Here is a 16,697-nt window from a genome sequence, read left to right as displayed (position 1 = left end):
CGTTTACGGAAGGCAATCTGTAAACGTTTACCGTGTGGGGGACATGAAACCTGGATGTAACTTGCAGGTCAAGTCACGATCGCATAACACCAGCTCAGGGGCCATGTTGGCAAATTACGGCAGGTAAAGGACCCCGCCGCCTCCACCGCCACCCGCCCCGCGACGGGGACGCGGACGGGCGGCGGCGGGACCTGCCAGGCGGGTCAGTCGCGAGCGGGCTCGGGTGCGACCTCGTGCCCGCGTTCGCTGCTGGCACCCGGATCCCGCCCGGCGGCGGCACCGGAGACCGCGCCCGGACCGGCGGCGGCCGGGGCGGAGAGGCGGAGCAGCGCGCGGATGGCCGGGGAGCCGGTGAGCGTGACCACGGCGGCCAGCACGGCCGGGATGATCAGCGCCACCGGCAACGACGTCGCCTCGGCCACGTACCCCAGCACGGCCGGCCCCAGCAACAACCCGCTGTACCCGAAGGCGGTCACCATGGCCAGCGCCCGCCCGACCCGGCCACCGGCCGCCCCCACGGCGCTGAACAGCACGGGCACCACGGTGGCCAGCCCGACCCCGGCCAGCGCCCACCCGGTCCACGCGCACGCCACCCGCAGGCTCTCCCCCGCCAGCGGCGAGACGAGCACCAGGACGTAGCCGGCGGTGGCGAACAGCCCCGCGAGCTGGATCGTCCGCACGGACCCGAGCCGGGCCCTGATGGGGTCGCCGAGCAGCCGCACGGTGGTCATGGCCACCGAGAAGATCGTGTACGCCAGCGGCGCCATGGCCGGATCGGTCTCCAGCACCCAGCGGGCGTGCAGCGCGGCCCAGTCGATGGCCGCCCCCTCGCTCAGGTGCCCGGCGAACGCGGCCAGCCCCAGCAGCGCGATCAGCCCCCAGCGCAGCGAGTTCCCCGAGCCGGAGGCGGACTCGGCGGAGGCGGCGTGCTCGGGCGGGTCGGGCAGCAGCAGGCGCGCCGCCGGGACGTATAGGAACGGCACCACGAGCGCCGCCGCGATCAGCAGGGCCTGCGGGTCCAGCCCGGCCTGCAGCACGAGGGAGGTGAGCCCGCCCCCCGCCGCGCCGCCGAGGCTCCACGTGCCGTGGAAGGCCGAGATGATCGGCCGCCCGTAGCGGCGCTCGACCTCGACGGAGTGGGCGTTCATGGCGACCTCGGTCACCCCCAGCCCCATCCCGAACAGCACCGCGAGCGCCGCCAGCGCCCAGTACGAGGGCGCGAGCGCGGGCCCGAGCAGCACCAGGCCGGAGAACGGACCGGCGAACCAGCACACCCGCCGGCTCGACCACCGGTCGACCAGCGGCCCGGCCACCAGCATCGACACGAGCGCCCCGCCCGAGATGAGCAGCAGGACGCTGCCCAGCCGGGCGGGGCCGAGCTCGAGCCGGTCGTTCAGCGACGGCAGCCCGGCCGCCCACAAACCCATGACAAAACCGGCAAGGAAGAAGAACCCAAAAACTGCGACACGTGCTCGTCTGGCATCAGTGAGGCTTTTGTTCACGGCTAGAGCATAAACTGTGTTCGTGAATGGAGCTACGACGAGTGGCGAGCTTCGCGCGCACAACCGGGTCAGGCTGCTGCGCGCGGTCCACGACTGCGGGGCCGCCCGCACCAGGTCCCAGCTCACCCGCGACCTGCACCTGGCCAGGGGCACGGCCTCGGTGCTCGTCGCGGGGCTGGTGGAGGACGGGCTGCTGCACGAGGAGCCGGCCCCGGAGCACACGCGCGGGCGGCCGACGCAGGTGCCGGGGCCGCATCCGTACGGGCCGGTCGCGCTGGCCGTGGACGTGCGGGAGGACGCGTGGGAGCTGGCGGCGTGCGAGCTGGGCGGGCGGGTCACGGTGCTGGAGGTGCGCCCGCACGACGGGACGCCGCAGGGCGCGCTCGGCACCCTCGGCGCGGCCATCGCCACCCACGGACGCCGCCTCGGGCACCGGGTGATCGGCGTCGGGGTCGCGCTGGCCGGCCCGGTCCGCCACGGCGACCTGGTGGACATCGCCCACCTGGGCTGGCGCGCGGTCGACGTCCCCGCCCTCCTGACCGCCCCCTCCCCCGGCGGGGACGTAGCGCCCGAAGGTCTCGGCGCGCCCGTCGTCGGCAACGACACCGCGCTGGCCGCCCTGGCCGAGGCGCGGCGGGGCCGGTTGCAGGGCGTCGGGGTGGGCCTGCACCTGCACGTCGACTTCGACCTGGGCGGCGTGCTGGTCGTGGACGGCCGGCCGGTCGCCGGGGCGGGCGGCACCGGCGCCGAGTTCGGCCACATGCCGCTGACCGGCGGCGACCGCCTCTGCCCGTGCGGCGCGGTCGGCTGCTGGGGCATGGACGTCGGCGCGAACGCCCTGCTCCGCCAGGTCGGCCTCGCCTACGGCGGCGGCAGGGGACGCGAGCAGGCCGAGCACGTGCTGGCCACGAGCCCGGAGTCGGTCGAGGCCACCGCCAGGGCGCTGGGACGCGGCATCGCCGCCCTCGTGAACGCCCACGACCCCGAGGTGGTCACCCTGTCCGGGCACGGCGTGCAGCTGTGGGAGCGGGCCGGGCGGGCCCTCCTGGAGGCGTACGAGCCGGGCCTCATGGCGATCCGCCGCGACCGGCCGCCCAGGATCGAGGGTTCGGCGCTCGGCTGGCGCGGCTCGCTCCTCGGCGCCATGGAGTCGGTCTTCGACGCTTTCCTCACGACCGAGGGCCTCGAACTCTGGCGGAAAAGCCACCCTGACCAGGGTCGCGACACGCCCGAGCAGCAAAGTGTGACGCATTCCACCTTGGAGGGATAAAGGCCGCTATAACGCCTCCGACCAGAAGGTCACCTTGATGATCTTGCCGGGCCCGGCCGCGGACGGTACGCATGGAAGGGTCCAATGCGCGAAACAAATCATGACCAGAGGGATGCACGCGTGAATCTCGAACTCGCGCTCCGCATGACGGAGGCGGCCTTGAAGCAGGCGTTCCGCGAGGGCGCGTCGATCTCCGTCGCGGTCGTGGACGAGGGCGGGAATCTGGTGTCTTTCCAGCGTATGGACGGTGCGGAGATCTCCGGGCCGGTGCTCGCGCAGGGCAAGGCGTACACCTCCGTGGCCCTGCGCCGGCCCACCTCCGACCTGCCCGCGCTGACCGCTCCGGGAGGGGAGCTGTCGGGCCTGGCGGGCGGCCGTTTCGTGTGCTTCGGAGGTGGCGTCCCGCTCTGGTCGGGCTACGGTGAGGAAGAACGCGTGGTCGGCGGCATAGGGGTCAGCGGAGGCACCGTCACGCAGGACGTGGCCTGTGCCGAAGCGGCCGCGTCGGTGTGGTCTGCACGCTGAGCGGGCGCTTTCCGCAACACGAACCGCTGGTATCCGCCATGATTAGCCACTGCACCACGGGTAACAAGAACCCGAACGTAACTCCCCGAGGAGAGAACTGAGATGGCACTTCCCACTCTCACCCCCGAGCAGCGTCAAGCCGCTCTGGCCAAGGCCGCCGAGGCCCGTGCCGCGCGCACGGCCCTCCTGGCCAAGGTCAAGGCGGGCGAGCTGACGTTCGCTCAGCTGCTCGAGCGCGACGACGACATCGCGAAGAAGATCAAGGTCTCCCAGGCGCTCCGCGCCGTCAAGGGCGTGGGTCCGGCCAAGGCCACCGCGCTGATGGAGGAGGCGGGCGTCGACGAGAAGCGCCGCCTCGGCGGCCTGGGCGCCCAGCAGCGCAAGAAGCTGGTCGACGCGCTCGGCTAGAACCCCGAGCGGCCAGGTCCGCGCGCGATGCCGCGCGGACCGGCCAGCGACCCCTCACTGGCAAGGAGGGACCGCCGAGCGGAGCCGCCCCGCTCGACGGCGGGCCAGCCCGAGGGGTCAGCACAACTCAAGAGTCAGGAACGCAGGTAGGTCAGTACGGCGAGCACCCGGCGATGCTGGTCACTGTCCTCCGCGTAGAGGCCGAGCTTGTTGAAGATGCTCCGGATGTGCTTCTCCACGGCCCCGTCACTGATCACGAGCTGCCGTCCGATGGCCGGATTCGACTTCCCCTCGGCCATCAGCCCGAGCACCTCGCGCTCGCGCGGCGTGAGCTGTGCCAGCGGGTCGTCCTTGCGCCTGCGCACCATCAACTGGGACACCACCTGGGGATCGAACACGGTCCCGCCCGCGGCCACCCGCCGCAGGCCCTCCAGGAACTCGTCGACGTCGACGACCCGGTCCTTCAGCAGATAGCCCACCGCGCCCCTGGCGTCGGCGAGCAGGTCGTCGGCGTAGGACACCTCGACGTACTGCGACAGGATCAGCACGGGCGCCCCCGGCACCCGGCGCCGGGCCTCCACGGCCGCCTTGAGCCCCTCGTCGGTGAAGGACGGCGGCATCCGCACGTCCACCACCGACACGTCCGGCCTGTGCTCGGCGATCGCCTCGACGAGGGCGTCGCCGTCACCCACGGTGGCCACCACCTCGCAGCCGAACTCCTCAAGCAGCCTGACCAGGCCCTCCCTGATCAGGACCGCGTCATCGGCCACGACTACCCGCACGGCACCTCCGCCACGATCAATGTGGGCCCGCCGTCGGGCGAGTGCACGCTCAGCTCCCCGTCGACGGCGCGGAGCCGGTCGGCCAGCCCGGCGAGCCCATGTCCCTTGGCGACGTGTGCGCCGCCGACCCCATCATCCCCGATGGAGAGCATGAGGACGCCACCGATGCGGGTCAGCTGGACCGTGCAGACGGTGGCCCGGCTGTGCTTGGCCACGTTGGTGAGGGTCTCGGCGCAGACGAAGTAGATAGCGTTCTCGACGGCGGCCTGGTAGCGCTCCACGGTCTGCACGTCGAGGTCGACGGGGACCGTGCAGCGCCCGGCCAGGGCGGCCAGCGCGGGCGCCAGACCGCGGTCGGACAGGATCGGCGGGGCGATGCCGCGGGAGAGGGCACGCAGCTCGTCGAGCGTCTCGCGGGTGGCGGTGATCGCGGACTTGATCGTGGCCTGGGCGGCCTCGGGGTCCTTGGCGAGCTGGCGCTGCGCCCTCGACAGCTCCATGGCCAGGGATACCAGCCGCTGCTGCGGCCCGTCGTGGATGTCGCGCTCCAGCTTGCGCAGCGCGTTGGCCTCGGCGGAGACGGCGGCGGCGCGGCCCTCCGCCAGGTCGTCGATGCGCTCCTGCAGCTCGGCCACACCGGTCAGCAGCGCCCGGCCCAGCCCGGCCCGCAGCAGCGCGGCGCCGCGCACCGCGAAGGGCATGATCAGCGCGAAGACGGCGCCGAGGGACACGTAGAAGATCGAGTTGACCAGGTAGCCGTCGCCCATGCCGAGCAGCTCGGGCAGCTCGGAGTTGCCGGGGATGCGCGAGGTGATGATGCCGTACAGGGGCCAGGTGAGCCCCGCCAGGGGGATCGACCAGAACACGACGGTCAGCACGAACGCGAGGATCGCGAACGGCAGGTTGAGGATGCCGTGCAGCAGGTCGAGCCAGGACTGCCCGCTCATCAGCGGGTTGACGAGCCGGCGGAACCGGCCGGCGCCGGGCGGGGCGGGCCGGTAGCGCGGCCGTACGGGGGGCCGCTTGAGCACGTCGGACAGCCAGCCGCGCTCCGCGTCGGCGAAACCCCGCGCGAGCATCAGCGTGCCCGCCAGCAGCGGCACGCCTATCCACACGACCGCGGTGCCCAGGCCGGCGGCGAAGCCCGCGATCATGAGCACGAAGCCGATGAGCGTCGTCGGCAGGCCGACCAGGGTGTAGCGGGTGTCGAGGAGGACACGCCTCATCAGGGAGCGCATGGCCCAACGGTATGACGTCGCCGCGAGCGGCACGAGCGGGTGCGCAGGTGTGCGGGGGTAGGGCCAGCCCTACCTGGCCCGGTGGTGGGTCCTGGACACGAGAACGGCGGCTCGCGGCAATGTGCGCGCAGGCCCCGGACGGAAGCCTTGAGGCATCAGCTCCCCCCGTGAAGCGAGGCTCCCATGACCGTCCTGCTGGACCGCCCGATCGCCGCTCCCGCGGAGCCGCGCCGTACGGCAGGTGCGCGTCCGGCGGGCCGCGATCCGTTCATCGACCTGCTGCGCGTGCTCGGCATGGCGCTCATCGTCTTCCAGCACTGGACGATACCCGTGCTGTCCTACGACGGCGACCGGCTGACCACGGGCAACGCGCTGTCGACGCCCGGCGTGTGGGTGGTGACGTGGATCAGCCAGGTGATGCCGCTGGTGTTCTTCGCGGGCGGCGCGGCGAACGCGATCAGCTTCGGCCGGTCGGACAAGGCCGCGCCGCTGTGGCTGGCGGTCCGGCTGCGCCGGCTGGCCTGGCCGCTGCTGCCGCTGGCGGCGGTGTGGATCCCGCTGCCGCACATCCTGCTCACGCTGGGGGTGCCGGAGCAGCCGCTCGACGTGGGCGCCAAGCTCACGGGCCAGCTGTTGTGGTTCCTGGCCGTGTACCTGATCGCCGTCACGGCCACCCCGTACGCGCTGCGCCTGCACGAGCGGTACGGCTGGCGGGTGCCCGCCGTGCTGGCGGCCGGGGCGGTGCTGGTGGACGTGGCCCGCTTCGCGACCGGGTTCGAGGCCGTGGGCTACCTGAACGTGCTGTTCGTCTGGCTGGCCGTGCACCAGCTCGGCTTCTTCTACGCCGAGGGGCGCCTGCGGCGGCCGTGGCTGCTGGTGGTGGGCGGGTTCGGCGCGGCCGCGCTGCTGGTGACCCAGGGCCCGTACCCGGGCAGCATGATCGGCCTGCCGGGCGCCGAGGTGTCCAACATGGCCCCGCCCACGCTCGCCATGCTCGCCGTCGGCCTCGGTCAGATCGGCCTGGCCACGCTGCTGCGCCCGGCGCTGCTCCGGCTGCCCACGGCCCGGCTGCTGGCCTGGGCGAGCCCGCGGATCATGACGGTGTACCTGTGGCACATGCCGGCCCTGTTCGCGGTGACCGGGGTGACGGTGGTGCTGCTGGGCGTGGACACGCCGCGGCCGGGCAGCGTGTTGTGGTTCGCCGGCTGGCCGGTCTGGTTCGGGCTGCTGTGCCTGGTCCTGTGGCCGCTGGTGAAGGGGTTCGCCCGGTTCGAGACGCCGCCGGCGCTGCCGTACGGGACCGGGGGGCCGCGCGCCGCGCTCGTGGCGACCGGGCTGGTCGGGGGCGGGGTGCTGACGCTGACGGTCGGCGGCTTCGCGCCCGGCGGCGGGCCGTTCCTGGCGGTGCTCGCGCTGCTCGGCGGGCTGCTGATGACGGTGCCGCGGACACGGGGATAGCGATCGCTTATGGACATACTCGGTCGGCGCTTTCCGCACGTTTCTGACTGAATCAGATCGGTTCGGTCTTGACTAGATCGTTTCTCTGATATTTCCTGCGGTCGAGCGGTTCAGCGAGGCGCGGGAGGCCACATGGAGCACGACGCATCGATCGGGCGGCGCAGGTTCCTCGTCACGGGCGGGGTCACGGCGGCGGCACTGGCGGCCGGCGGCCCCGCCCTGGCGGAGGGACCCGGAGACGGCACGCGGGTCCGGTTCGTCAAACGGCCGGCCGCCTCCACCGGCGGCGGACTGTACGCCCCGAACCGCGCGCCCCTCTCCCCCACCCCGTTCCTCAAGCTGCCGCCCGGCGCCGTGCGGGCACGCGGCTGGCTGGGACATCAGCTCCGGTTACAGCTCGGCGGGCTCTGCGGACGCTACGACGAGGTCTCCGACTTCCTGGCCTACGACACCTGCGGCTGGGTGCACCCGGACAGGGGGGCCGGGGAGGAGCTGCCGTACTGGCTGCGCGGGTTCGGCGACCTGGCGTACGTGACCGGCGACGCCGCCGCCCTGGCCAAGACCGAGCGGTGGCTGACGGGGATCATCGCCACCCAGCAGCCGGACGGCTGGTTCGGGCCGGCGCGGCTGCGTACCTCGCTGGAGGGCGGGCCGGACTTCTGGCCGGGGATGCCGCTGCTGTCGGCGTTCCGCTCCTGGCACGAGTACGCGGGCGACGAGCGGGTGCTGCCCTTCATGACCGGATACTTCCGGCTCCAGGCCGCCCAGCCCGCCGAGGTCTTCAACCGGAGCTGGGGCGCCTTCCGCTGGGGCGACAACATCGACAGCGTCTACTGGCTCTACAACCGCACCGGCGAGGGCTGGCTGCTGGACCTGGTGCGCAAGATGCACTCCGGCTCGGCCGACTACGTGAACGGGCTGCCGACCCGGCACAACGTCAACATCGCGCAGGGCTTCCGCGAGCCGCTCCAGTACGGCCTGCTCGCCGGCGACCCGGCCCTCGCCCAGGCCACGTACCGGAACTACGCCACCGTCATGGGGCAGTTCGGGCAGTTCCCCGGGGGCGGGTTCGCCGGCGACGAGAACACCAGGGACGGCTTCGACGACCCCCGGCAGGGCTTCGAGACCTGCGGGATCGTCGAGTTCATGCACAGCTTCGAGATGCTGACGCGCTTCACCGGCGACCCGGTGTGGGCCGACAGGTGCGAGGAGCTGGCGATCAACTCCATGCCCGCCGCCTTCGACCCCGAGCAGAAGTCGGTCCACTACATCACCAGCGCCAACAGCGTCCGGCTCGACCGGACGGCCAAGCTCTACGGCCAGTTCCAGAACGGCTTCGGCATGGAGGCGTACCTGCCGGGCGTGCACGACTACCGCTGCTGCCCGCACAACTACGGCATGGGCTGGCCCTACTACGCCGAGGAGCTCTGGCTCGCCACGCACGACCGGGGCCTGGCGGCCTCGATGTACGCCGACTCCACGGTCACCGCCCGCGTCGCCGGCGGCCAGGAGGTGACGATCGACCAGCGCACCGGCTACCCGTTCGACGAGACGATCCGGCTCACCGTGGCCACCGCCGAGCCCGTCGCCTTCCCCCTCTACCTGCGGATCCCCGGCTGGTGCCGGAACCCCGCGCTGCGCGTGGCCGGGCGCGCCCAGCCGGTCGCCACGGACGGCGCGGGTTACGTCGTCGTCGAGCGCACCTGGCGCGCGGGCGACCGGGTGGAGCTGACGCTGCCGATGCGCACGTCCGTACGCACCTGGACGCGCAACCACGGCTCCGTCTCGGTGGACCACGGCCCGCTGACCTTCTCCCTGGCGATCGGCGAGAGCTGGCGGCGCACCGGCGGCACGCCGGACTGGCCCGAGTTCGAGGTCTTCCCCGAGACGGCCTGGAACTACGCGCTCGACCGGCCTCAGCCCGGCCGCCTGCGCCTGGTGCGGCGGCGCGGCCCGCTCCCCGACAACCCCTTCACGCCCCGGACGGCCCCGCTGGAGCTGCGCGCCCGCGCCAGGAGGATCGGGAACTGGCAGGCGGACCCGCAGGGCGTGGTCCGCGAGCTGCAGGACAGCCCGGCGCGCACGGACAGCCCGGTGGAGGAGGTCCGGCTGATCCCCATGGGCGCCGCCCGCCTGCGCATCACCTCGTTCCCGGTCGCCGGGAACGGCCCGGACGCGCACGAGTGGACGCTGCCCGAGTTCGAGGCGTCCGCCTCGCACGCCGAGGGCTCCATGCTCGCCCTGTACGACGGCAGGTGGCCCAGCAGCTCCGCCGACCACGGCATCCCCCGCTTCACCTGGTGGGACCACCTGGGCACCGAGGAGTGGGTGCAGTACGCCTACCGGGAGCCCAGGCGGATCGCCGGCTGCGCGGTCTACTGGTTCGACGACACGGGCATCGGCCGCTGCCGCGTCCCGGCGTCGTGGGAGCTGCGCTGGCTCGACGGCGACCAGTGGCGCCCGGTCACCTCCCCCTCCGGCTACGGCGTGGCCCCGGACACGGTCAACCGCGTCACCTTCGACCCGGTCACCACGCAGGGCCTGCGGATCGTGGCCCGCCTGCGGAACGACTTCTCCGCCGGCCTCCTCGAATGGGAGGTGCCCACCGCGACCCCGTGAGGACCCGGAAACACGCGCGTCATCTCCCGTTGAGGAAAATTGCGGCATGACGAAGATCCGTGCCCTCGCCGGAACCGACCTCCCGGCCGTCGCCGACATCTACTCCCACTACGTGACCACCACCGTGGCCACGTTCGACGAGACGCCGCTCTCGCTCGACGACTGGCGGGCCAAGGCGGCGGGCATCACCGGGGCCGGGCTGCCGTTCCTGGTGGCCGAGGCGGACGGCGAGGTGGCCGGATTCGCCTACCTCGCCCAATATCGCCCCAAGCCCGCCTACCGCCACACCCTGGAGGACACCATCTACCTGGCCCCCGGCCACACCGGGCGGGGGCTCGGGCGGTTGCTGCTCGGCGCGCTGGTCGAGCGGGCCCGCGAGACCCCGGCCCGCCAGCTCATCGCGGTGATCGCCGACTCGGGCGACCCGTCCTCGACGCGGCTGCACGAGAAGTTCGGTTTCCAGCCGGTGGGCCGGTTGACGGCCGTCGGGTTCAAGCACGGGCGGTGGATCGACACCGCGCTGCTCCAGCTCGATCTGGCACAGACCTTTACGAACTTCGCCGCCACCGGTTCGACCACCCGGCAAACTTCGGCAGGATAGGTGTGTGAGCCTACTCGTTGACCGCCTGCCCGAAGAGATCGACGCCGACCCCGACGCAATCTTCGACGCGTTCGTCGCCTGGAACGCCGAGCGGGGGCTCACGCTCTATCCGGCCCAGGAGGAGGCCCTCATCGAGGTGGTCTCCGGGAGCAACCTGATCCTGGCCACGCCGACGGGCTCGGGCAAGTCGCTGGTGGCCGCGGGCGCCCACTTCGCCGCGCTGACGCGCGACCAGCGCACGTTCTACACCGCGCCGATCAAGGCGCTGGTCTCGGAGAAGTTCTTCGACCTGTGCGCCGTCTTCGGCACCGAGAACGTCGGCATGATGACCGGCGACGCCAGCGTCAACCCGGGCGCGCCGATCATCTGCTGCACGGCCGAGATCCTGGCCAACGTGGCGCTGCGCGACGGCGCGGGGGCCGACATCGGCCAGGTCGTGATGGACGAGTTCCACTTCTACGCCGAGCCCGACCGCGGCTGGGCGTGGCAGGTGCCGCTGCTCGAGCTGCCCAACGTGCAGTTCATCCTGATGTCGGCCACGCTCGGCGACGTGTCGATGTTCGAGCGCGACCTGACCCGGCGCACCGGGCGGCCGACCTCGGTGGTCAAGCACGCCGAGCGGCCGGTGCCGCTGGTCTACTCCTACCGGATGACCCCGCTGCACGAGACGCTGGAGGAGATGCTCTCGACCGGCCAGGCGCCCGTCTACGTCGTGCACTTCACGCAGGCCGCGGCCATGGAGCGGGCCCAGGCCCTGATGTCGATCAACATGGCGACCAAGGCCGAGAAAGAGGCCATCGCCGCCATGATCGGCGGCTTCCGCTTCACCACCCGCTTCGGCCGAGCCCTGTCGCGGCTGGTCCGCCACGGCATCGGCGTGCACCACGCGGGCATGCTGCCGAAATACCGGCGGCTGGTCGAGCGGCTGGCCCAGGCCGGGCTGCTGAAGGTCATCTGCGGCACCGACACGCTGGGCGTCGGCGTCAACGTGCCGATCCGCACGGTGCTGTTCACCGCCCTGTCGAAGTACGACGGCAACAAGGTGCGCCGGCTGCGCGCCCGCGAGTTCCACCAGATCGCCGGCCGGGCCGGCCGCGCCGGGTTCGACACCATCGGCTACGTCGCCTGCCAGGCCCCCGAGCACGACATCGAGAACGCCAAGGCGCTGGCCAAGATCGGCGACGACCCCAAGCGGCGGCGCGGCTACGCCCGCAAGAAGCCGCCGGAGGGGTTCGTCGGCTGGAGCGAGGACACGTTCCAGAAGCTCCAGGATGCCGAGCCCGAGCCGCTCAACTCCCGGTTCAAGGTCAGCAACGCCATGCTGCTCGCGGTGATCAACCGCCCCGGCGACTGCTTCCAGGCGATGAAGCACCTGCTGACCGACAACCACGAGGACCGCAAGTGGCAGCGGCGGCACATCAGCCAGGCCATCGCCATCTACCGGTCGCTGCTGGCCGGCGGCATCGTGGAGCAGTTCACCGAGCCCGACGAGCAGGGCAGGCGGGCCCGGCTGACGATCGACCTGCAGGAGGACTTCGCGCTCAACCAGGCGCTGTCCACGTTCGCGCTGGCGGCGTTCGACCTGCTCGACCGCGAGTCGCCCTCCTATGCCCTCGACGTGGTCTCGATCGTGGAGTCGATCCTCGACGATCCGCGCCAGATCCTGTCCGCCCAGCTCAAGAAGGCCAGGGGCGAGGCCGTCGCGCAGATGAAGGCCGACGGGATCGAATACGAGGAGCGCATGGAGCAGCTGGCAGAGGTGATGTACCCGATGCCGCTCGACGACCTGCTGCTCGGCGCCTACGAGACCTACCGGCGGGGCCACCCGTGGGTGGGCGACTACACGGTGAGCCCGAAGTCCGTGGTACGCGACATGTTCGAGCGGGCCATGACGTTCAGCGAGTACATCCAGGTCTACGAGCTGGCCCGCTCCGAGGGCACGGTGCTGCGCTACCTGGCCGACGCCTACCGGACGCTGTCGCGCACGGTGCCCGAGCACCTCAAGACCGACGACCTGGTCGACCTGATCGAGTGGCTCGGCGAGCTGGTCCGCCAGGTCGACTCCTCGCTGATCGACGAGTGGGAGAAGCTGACCAACCCGGCGGCGGCGCTGGAGGATCAGCAGCAGCTCGAGGCCAAGGTGCGGCCGGTCACCGCCAACCCGCGGGCCTTCCGGGTGCTGGTGCGCAACGCGATGTTCCGGCTGGTCGAGCTGTGCGCCGTGGAGAAGGAGGAGGAGCTGGCGGAGCTCGCTCCCGACGTCGACTGGGGCGCGGCGCTGGACGCCTACTACGCCGACCACGAGGAGATCTTCACCGACGCCGACGCGCGCGGGCCCGCGCTGCTGCGCATCGAGGAGGAGAGCGGGCTGTGGAAGGTGCGACAGACGATCAAGGATCCGGCCGGCGACGGTGACTGGGGCATCGACGCCCAGGTCGACCTGGCCGCCTCCGACGAGGAGGGCCGCGCGGTCCTGCACGTCCAGGGGATGAACCGGCTGTAGGAAGAGCGACAAGCCGTGTGCCGGAACGGACTGGCAAGGGCGTTCCGGCACAGGCCTGTCGATTCAGTTTCGACCGAGAAACGTCGGGGTCGTGTCATGACAATGTCCCAAGATCGAGACATTCCCGGCAATCAGCAGTCGGCGATGGTGCAGACCTTGGCGAGCATGCGCTTGCTGTCCTGCGTCTGCCGCTTGAAGTCGGCCGCGGCCGGCTTGCCCCACTCGCCCGACACGGTGTAGAGGATCAGGGCGTTCGCCCGGCGGGTCACGATGGCCCGCTCGCCACCGATGGCCGGCTTCTTGCCCTGATACGCCTGGCCGATGACCGACAGTCCCTTGTCGCCCAGCTTGATCGCGACGGCGGAGTAGCGGTAGCCGGAGGTCCCGCAGGCGCGTACGGCGGCCTCCAGGTCACGCATGGCCTTGCCCGCGGCGGCCGCCGACGCGTAGAGGATCACCTGCTCCGACTTGGAGTAGTCGGGCACCGCCGTGTGGATGAGCGTCCTGGCCGACGTCCGCCCCGCCTGGCCCAGCCTGGCCTTCTGGCACGGGTTGACGACCAGCCGGGCCGACGTCTTGCCGCTGGCCGACCAGCTCGTCTCGGGGTCGTTGTCCTTCTTGGCGGCGGCCTTCTCGTACAGCAGGAAGTTGTTCGGGACGGCGAGCGAGGCCGCCAGCACTAATGCTGTGATCATGGGACAAAATGGTAGGGGTGAATGACGAAGAGATCAGGCGCGTCCTGGGGCTGCTCTACCAGGACGACACACTAAGGACTTTCGCCTCCCTGGTGCTCGGCGTCACCGACGACCTCTCCCCGAAGTCGCTGCGGAAGCTGGCCGGCGGCGGCCTGGCGGAGTGCGACGAGAGCGGCGCGTGGCGGGCCACGCCCGAGCGCTTCCGCGACCTGCTGCGGGCGCGGGCCGAGCCGGCGCAGGAGCTGAGCCCCGAGGAGCGGGTGCTGCGCACGTTCCTGGTGGACGGGCGGCTGACGACCCTGGCGATGCGGCGCGACAAGCGGCTCGTCGTGCTGCGCTACATCGCGACGGTCTTCGAGCCCGGCGTCCGCTACGCGGAGAAGGACGTGAACGTGGCCCTGCGCGCCTTCCACGACGACTACGCCGCGCTGCGCCGCTACCTGGTGGACGAGGACCTGCTGTCACGTGAGGGCAACGTCTACTGGCGCAGCGGCGGCCACGTGGACGTCTGGGCGGGCTCTTAGGCGAGGTTGAGGACGGGGCTGCCGGGCTCGATGACGAAGGAGCCGGAGGTGTACGCGGGGGCGCCGGGCTCGCTGACCCGGGACACCGAGCGGAAGTCGACGCTCATCTCCTGCTGGGTGAGTCTGGCGCGCACGTAACCGCGGCGGCCGTTGAAGAACTTCACGTGCGGGTTCTCCGCCAGCAGGGTGCCCGTGTTCGGGTACTCGTCGAGGCCGTCGCCCGCGCTCGTCACGGACGTGGTGACCAGCTCGACGGCGACGGAGGCGGACCCGGGGTCCCGGTAGTCGCGCTTGACCTCGCCGGCCCAGTGGGAGTGCACGTCGCCGGTCAGCACGACCGCGTTGCGGCCGTGGCCCTCGATGGCGGCGGTCAGGCGGTCGCGGGAGGCGACGTAGCCGTCCCAGCCCTCGTTCGAGTAGCCCTTGCCCTCGCCGTTGATCCAGTCCATCTCCATGAGGAAGACCTGCTGGCCGAGCAGGTCCCAGGTGGCGCGCGAGCGTCTGAGCCGCTCGTCGAGCCAGGTCTCCTGCTCCCGGCCGAGGATGGTCCTGTTCGGCGCGAAACGCTCCTGGCAGTCGGGGCCGACCGTGCCGCTCTTGCCGGTGCAGGCGTACACGTCGCGGTACTGGCGGGTGTCGAGCAGGTGCAGGTTGGCGACCGCGCCCCACCGGATGCTCCGGTACATCCTGAGCGCCGCCCCGTCCGGCCTCTGCGCGCGGCGCAGCGGCATGTTCTCGTAGTACGCGCGGAACGCCGCGGCCCGGCGCTCCAGGAACGACGCGTCGGGCTGCTCGGGCACCTCCCCGGCCCAGGCGTTCTCCACGTCGTGGTCGTCCCACACCACCACCCAGGGGGCGACGGCGTGGGCCAGCCGGGTGTCCGGGTCGGCCTTGTGCTGGGCGTGGCGCAGGCGGTATCCGGCCAGGTCGAGGCACTCGCCGCCGGCCTGGTCGCGGACGGGGTGCCGGTAGTCGCCGTACTCGTAGACGTAGTCGCCGAGGAAGGCGATCAGGTCGGGCTGGTCCTCGGCCATCCTGCGGTAGGCGGTGAACCAGCCGGACTGGTAGTCGGCGCACGAGGCGAACGACAGGTTGAGCGGCGTGCCGCGGGTGCCGGGAGCGGGGGTGGTGCGGGTGCGGCCGACGGGGCTGATCTCGCGGTCGGCCCGGAAGCGGTAGAAGTACTCGGCGCCGGGGTCGAGGCCGTCGAGCTCGACGTGCACGCTGTGGGCCGCGCCGGGGCGGGCCTCTTGGACGCCGCGTCGTACGACATGCCGGAAGTTCTCGTCTCGGGCGAGCTGCCACTGCACCGGCACCCGGCGATCCGGCATGCCGCCCAGGCCGTCGGGCGCGAGCGGATCCGTGGCGAGCCGGGTCCACAACACCACGCCGTCGTGCGTGGGCTCACCCGAGGCGACGCCGAGCTGGAAGGGGTCGGTCAGGGGGACGCGCCGGGCCGCCGCGCGCACGGGGCTCTCGCCCGTCGCGGCGAAGGTGGCCAGGCCGAGGCCCCCGGCGAGAAGCGCACGCCGGGTGATCATGGGGGTCCTTACGTGGGGGTGGCGTAACCTGCGGCGACAGCCTGACGGGCGCCCGGTTGCGCAGAGCGTTCGCGGGGGGACATTCCGCTGAAGTTCTGGTTAACCTTCGAGGTCAGAGCCTTGCGTGGCCTCAGGGGCGGACGCGGGCGCGGTAGTCGCGGGGCGGCAGGCCGTACTCCTTCCTGAAGGCCCGGCTGAAGTGGAACGGGCTGACGAAGCCCGAGGCCGCCGCCACCTGCCCGACGTCCATGTCCGTCACCTCCAGCAGGCTCGCGGCGTGCCGCACCCGGGCCCGGCGCACGGCCTGCATGGGCGTCTGGCCGGTCTCCTCGGCGAACAGGTGGGCGAAGCGGGAGGGCGAGAGCGCGACCGTGCGCGCGAGCGAGGCGACCGAGTGCGGCGCCCCCGGCTCGGCCGCGATGATCGCCAGCACGCGGCGCACCCGCTCGTCCCCCTCCTCGCCCCGCCCCGCGGGCCGCGCCGAGGCGGTGGCCAGCACCAGCACCTCCTCCACGGCCCCCATGACCAGCTCCCGCGCGGCCCCGCCGACCACGACGGCCGGGCCGCGCGGCGCGGCGGGAACCGGCGTGTCGGGCGTCCACCGCGCGTCCCGGAGCGCCCGCCGGAACGCCAGGTCGATCCGCCCGTGCACGGTCTGCGGCACGCCCGCCACCACATGGCAGCCGTCGTCCCCGGCATACGGCGCCAGCCACGCCGCCCAGGACGCCCGCGGCTGGAAGTGCACCCACCAGAACCGCCACCGCTCCGCCCCCGGCGGCACCCGGTAGTGCTGGGCCACCCCCGACCCCAGCACCACCAGGTCACCCGGCCCCACCTCGCGCGACGCGCCGCCCTGCGCGACGTACCCGGCCCCCGCCTCGGTCCACAGCAGCAGCCAGCTGGGAGACCCGCCCGCCCGGCGCGTGGCGTAGCCGGGCGCCTTGTCGTAGTGGCCCACGATCATCAGGTCGGCAGCAGGAACAGACAGGTCCTCAGCGGTCATGGGCATACCGTTGCACGATCCGGCTCTC

The 16,697-nt window shown here is 72.1% G+C and carries 14 protein-coding genes; 8 read left to right on the top strand and 6 right to left on the bottom strand.

The genetic code is table 11. The annotated features are described in order from the left end of the window. Window positions 1-203 precede the first annotated feature (203 nt). Window positions 204-1,502 (bottom strand): MFS transporter, encoded by a 1,299-nt coding sequence (locus ACBJ59_RS09980; protein WP_375109862.1) that lies wholly within the window; start codon window positions 1,500-1,502, stop codon window positions 204-206. A gap of 22 nt (window positions 1,503-1,524) precedes the next feature. On the opposite strand from ACBJ59_RS09980, the gene ACBJ59_RS09975 reads away from it, so the two are divergent. The 3 genes from ACBJ59_RS09975 to mihF all read left to right on the top strand — a co-directional run bounded on the left by ACBJ59_RS09975 (window position 1,525) and on the right by mihF (window position 3,705). Beyond that, window positions 1,525-2,772: an ROK family protein gene (locus tag ACBJ59_RS09975; RefSeq protein WP_375109861.1), complete on the top strand. Its 1,248-nt coding sequence runs from the start codon at window positions 1,525-1,527 to the stop codon at window positions 2,770-2,772. 120 nt (window positions 2,773-2,892) lie between these two features. Beyond that, window positions 2,893-3,297, top strand: coding sequence for a heme-binding protein (locus ACBJ59_RS09970; RefSeq protein ID WP_375109860.1), 405 nt, complete (start codon window positions 2,893-2,895; stop codon window positions 3,295-3,297). A 102-nt stretch (window positions 3,298-3,399) separates the two neighbouring features. Next, window positions 3,400-3,705, top strand: a complete 306-nt coding sequence (gene mihF / locus ACBJ59_RS09965) for an integration host factor, actinobacterial type (RefSeq protein WP_043641121.1) — start codon at window positions 3,400-3,402, stop codon at window positions 3,703-3,705. A gap of 134 nt (window positions 3,706-3,839) precedes the next feature. Here mihF and ACBJ59_RS09960 read toward each other — a convergent pair whose 3' ends face one another. Together ACBJ59_RS09960 and ACBJ59_RS09955 are read right to left on the bottom strand one after the other, a co-directional pair. Continuing rightward, window positions 3,840-4,487, bottom strand: a complete 648-nt coding sequence (locus tag ACBJ59_RS09960) for a response regulator (protein WP_375109859.1) — start codon at window positions 4,485-4,487, stop codon at window positions 3,840-3,842. After that, complete coding sequence (locus tag ACBJ59_RS09955) at window positions 4,478-5,725, bottom strand: sensor histidine kinase (protein WP_375109858.1); 1,248 nt, start codon at window positions 5,723-5,725, stop codon at window positions 4,478-4,480. Before ACBJ59_RS09955 ends, ACBJ59_RS09960 begins: the two co-directional genes overlap by 10 nt. 183 nt (window positions 5,726-5,908) lie before the next feature. Here ACBJ59_RS09955 and ACBJ59_RS09950 point away from each other — a divergent pair, with 183 nt between their 5' ends. From ACBJ59_RS09950 to ACBJ59_RS09935, 4 genes are all read left to right on the top strand, one after another. Continuing rightward, a complete protein-coding gene (locus tag ACBJ59_RS09950; RefSeq protein ID WP_375109857.1) occupies window positions 5,909-7,183 on the top strand; it encodes an acyltransferase in 1,275 nt (424 codons plus the stop codon). Window positions 7,184-7,315: 132 nt separating this feature from the next. Next, window positions 7,316-9,802, top strand: a complete 2,487-nt coding sequence (locus tag ACBJ59_RS09945) for a beta-L-arabinofuranosidase domain-containing protein (protein ID WP_375109856.1) — start codon at window positions 7,316-7,318, stop codon at window positions 9,800-9,802. Between the two features lie 46 nt (window positions 9,803-9,848). Next, window positions 9,849-10,403 carry a GNAT family N-acetyltransferase gene (locus ACBJ59_RS09940; protein WP_375109855.1) on the top strand — a complete coding sequence of 185 codons (555 nt, stop codon included), beginning with the start codon at window positions 9,849-9,851 and terminating at the stop codon, window positions 10,401-10,403. Window positions 10,404-10,407: 4 nt separating this feature from the next. Further along, window positions 10,408-12,906 carry a DEAD/DEAH box helicase gene (locus tag ACBJ59_RS09935; RefSeq protein WP_375109854.1) on the top strand — a complete coding sequence of 833 codons (2,499 nt, stop codon included), beginning with the start codon at window positions 10,408-10,410 and terminating at the stop codon, window positions 12,904-12,906. Between the two features lie 131 nt (window positions 12,907-13,037). Here ACBJ59_RS09935 and ACBJ59_RS09930 read toward each other — a convergent pair whose 3' ends face one another. Next, the gene (locus ACBJ59_RS09930; protein ID WP_375109853.1) at window positions 13,038-13,601 is read right to left on the bottom strand and encodes a hypothetical protein; all 564 of its coding nucleotides are present in this window, start codon (window positions 13,599-13,601) and stop codon (window positions 13,038-13,040) included. A 17-nt stretch (window positions 13,602-13,618) separates the two neighbouring features. Between ACBJ59_RS09930 and ACBJ59_RS09925 the strand changes: the two genes are divergently transcribed. Further along, window positions 13,619-14,125 carry a DUF2087 domain-containing protein gene (locus tag ACBJ59_RS09925; RefSeq protein ID WP_364129577.1) on the top strand — a complete coding sequence of 169 codons (507 nt, stop codon included), beginning with the start codon at window positions 13,619-13,621 and terminating at the stop codon, window positions 14,123-14,125. Here the strand turns inward: ACBJ59_RS09925 and ACBJ59_RS09920 are convergent. Continuing rightward, complete coding sequence (locus tag ACBJ59_RS09920; RefSeq protein WP_375109852.1) at window positions 14,122-15,666, bottom strand: alkaline phosphatase D family protein; 1,545 nt, start codon at window positions 15,664-15,666, stop codon at window positions 14,122-14,124. The two genes, ACBJ59_RS09925 and ACBJ59_RS09920, sit on opposite strands and share 4 nt — an antisense overlap. A gap of 130 nt (window positions 15,667-15,796) precedes the next feature. Then, window positions 15,797-16,669, bottom strand: a complete 873-nt coding sequence (locus ACBJ59_RS09915) for a helix-turn-helix domain-containing protein (protein WP_375109851.1) — start codon at window positions 16,667-16,669, stop codon at window positions 15,797-15,799. Window positions 16,670-16,697: the final 28 nt, after the last annotated feature.

The sequence above is a fragment of the Nonomuraea sp. MTCD27 genome (assembly GCF_041950495.1).
Classification (GTDB): domain Bacteria; phylum Actinomycetota; class Actinomycetes; order Streptosporangiales; family Streptosporangiaceae; genus Nonomuraea.
This window is presented reverse-complemented; position numbering and strand designations above follow the sequence as displayed.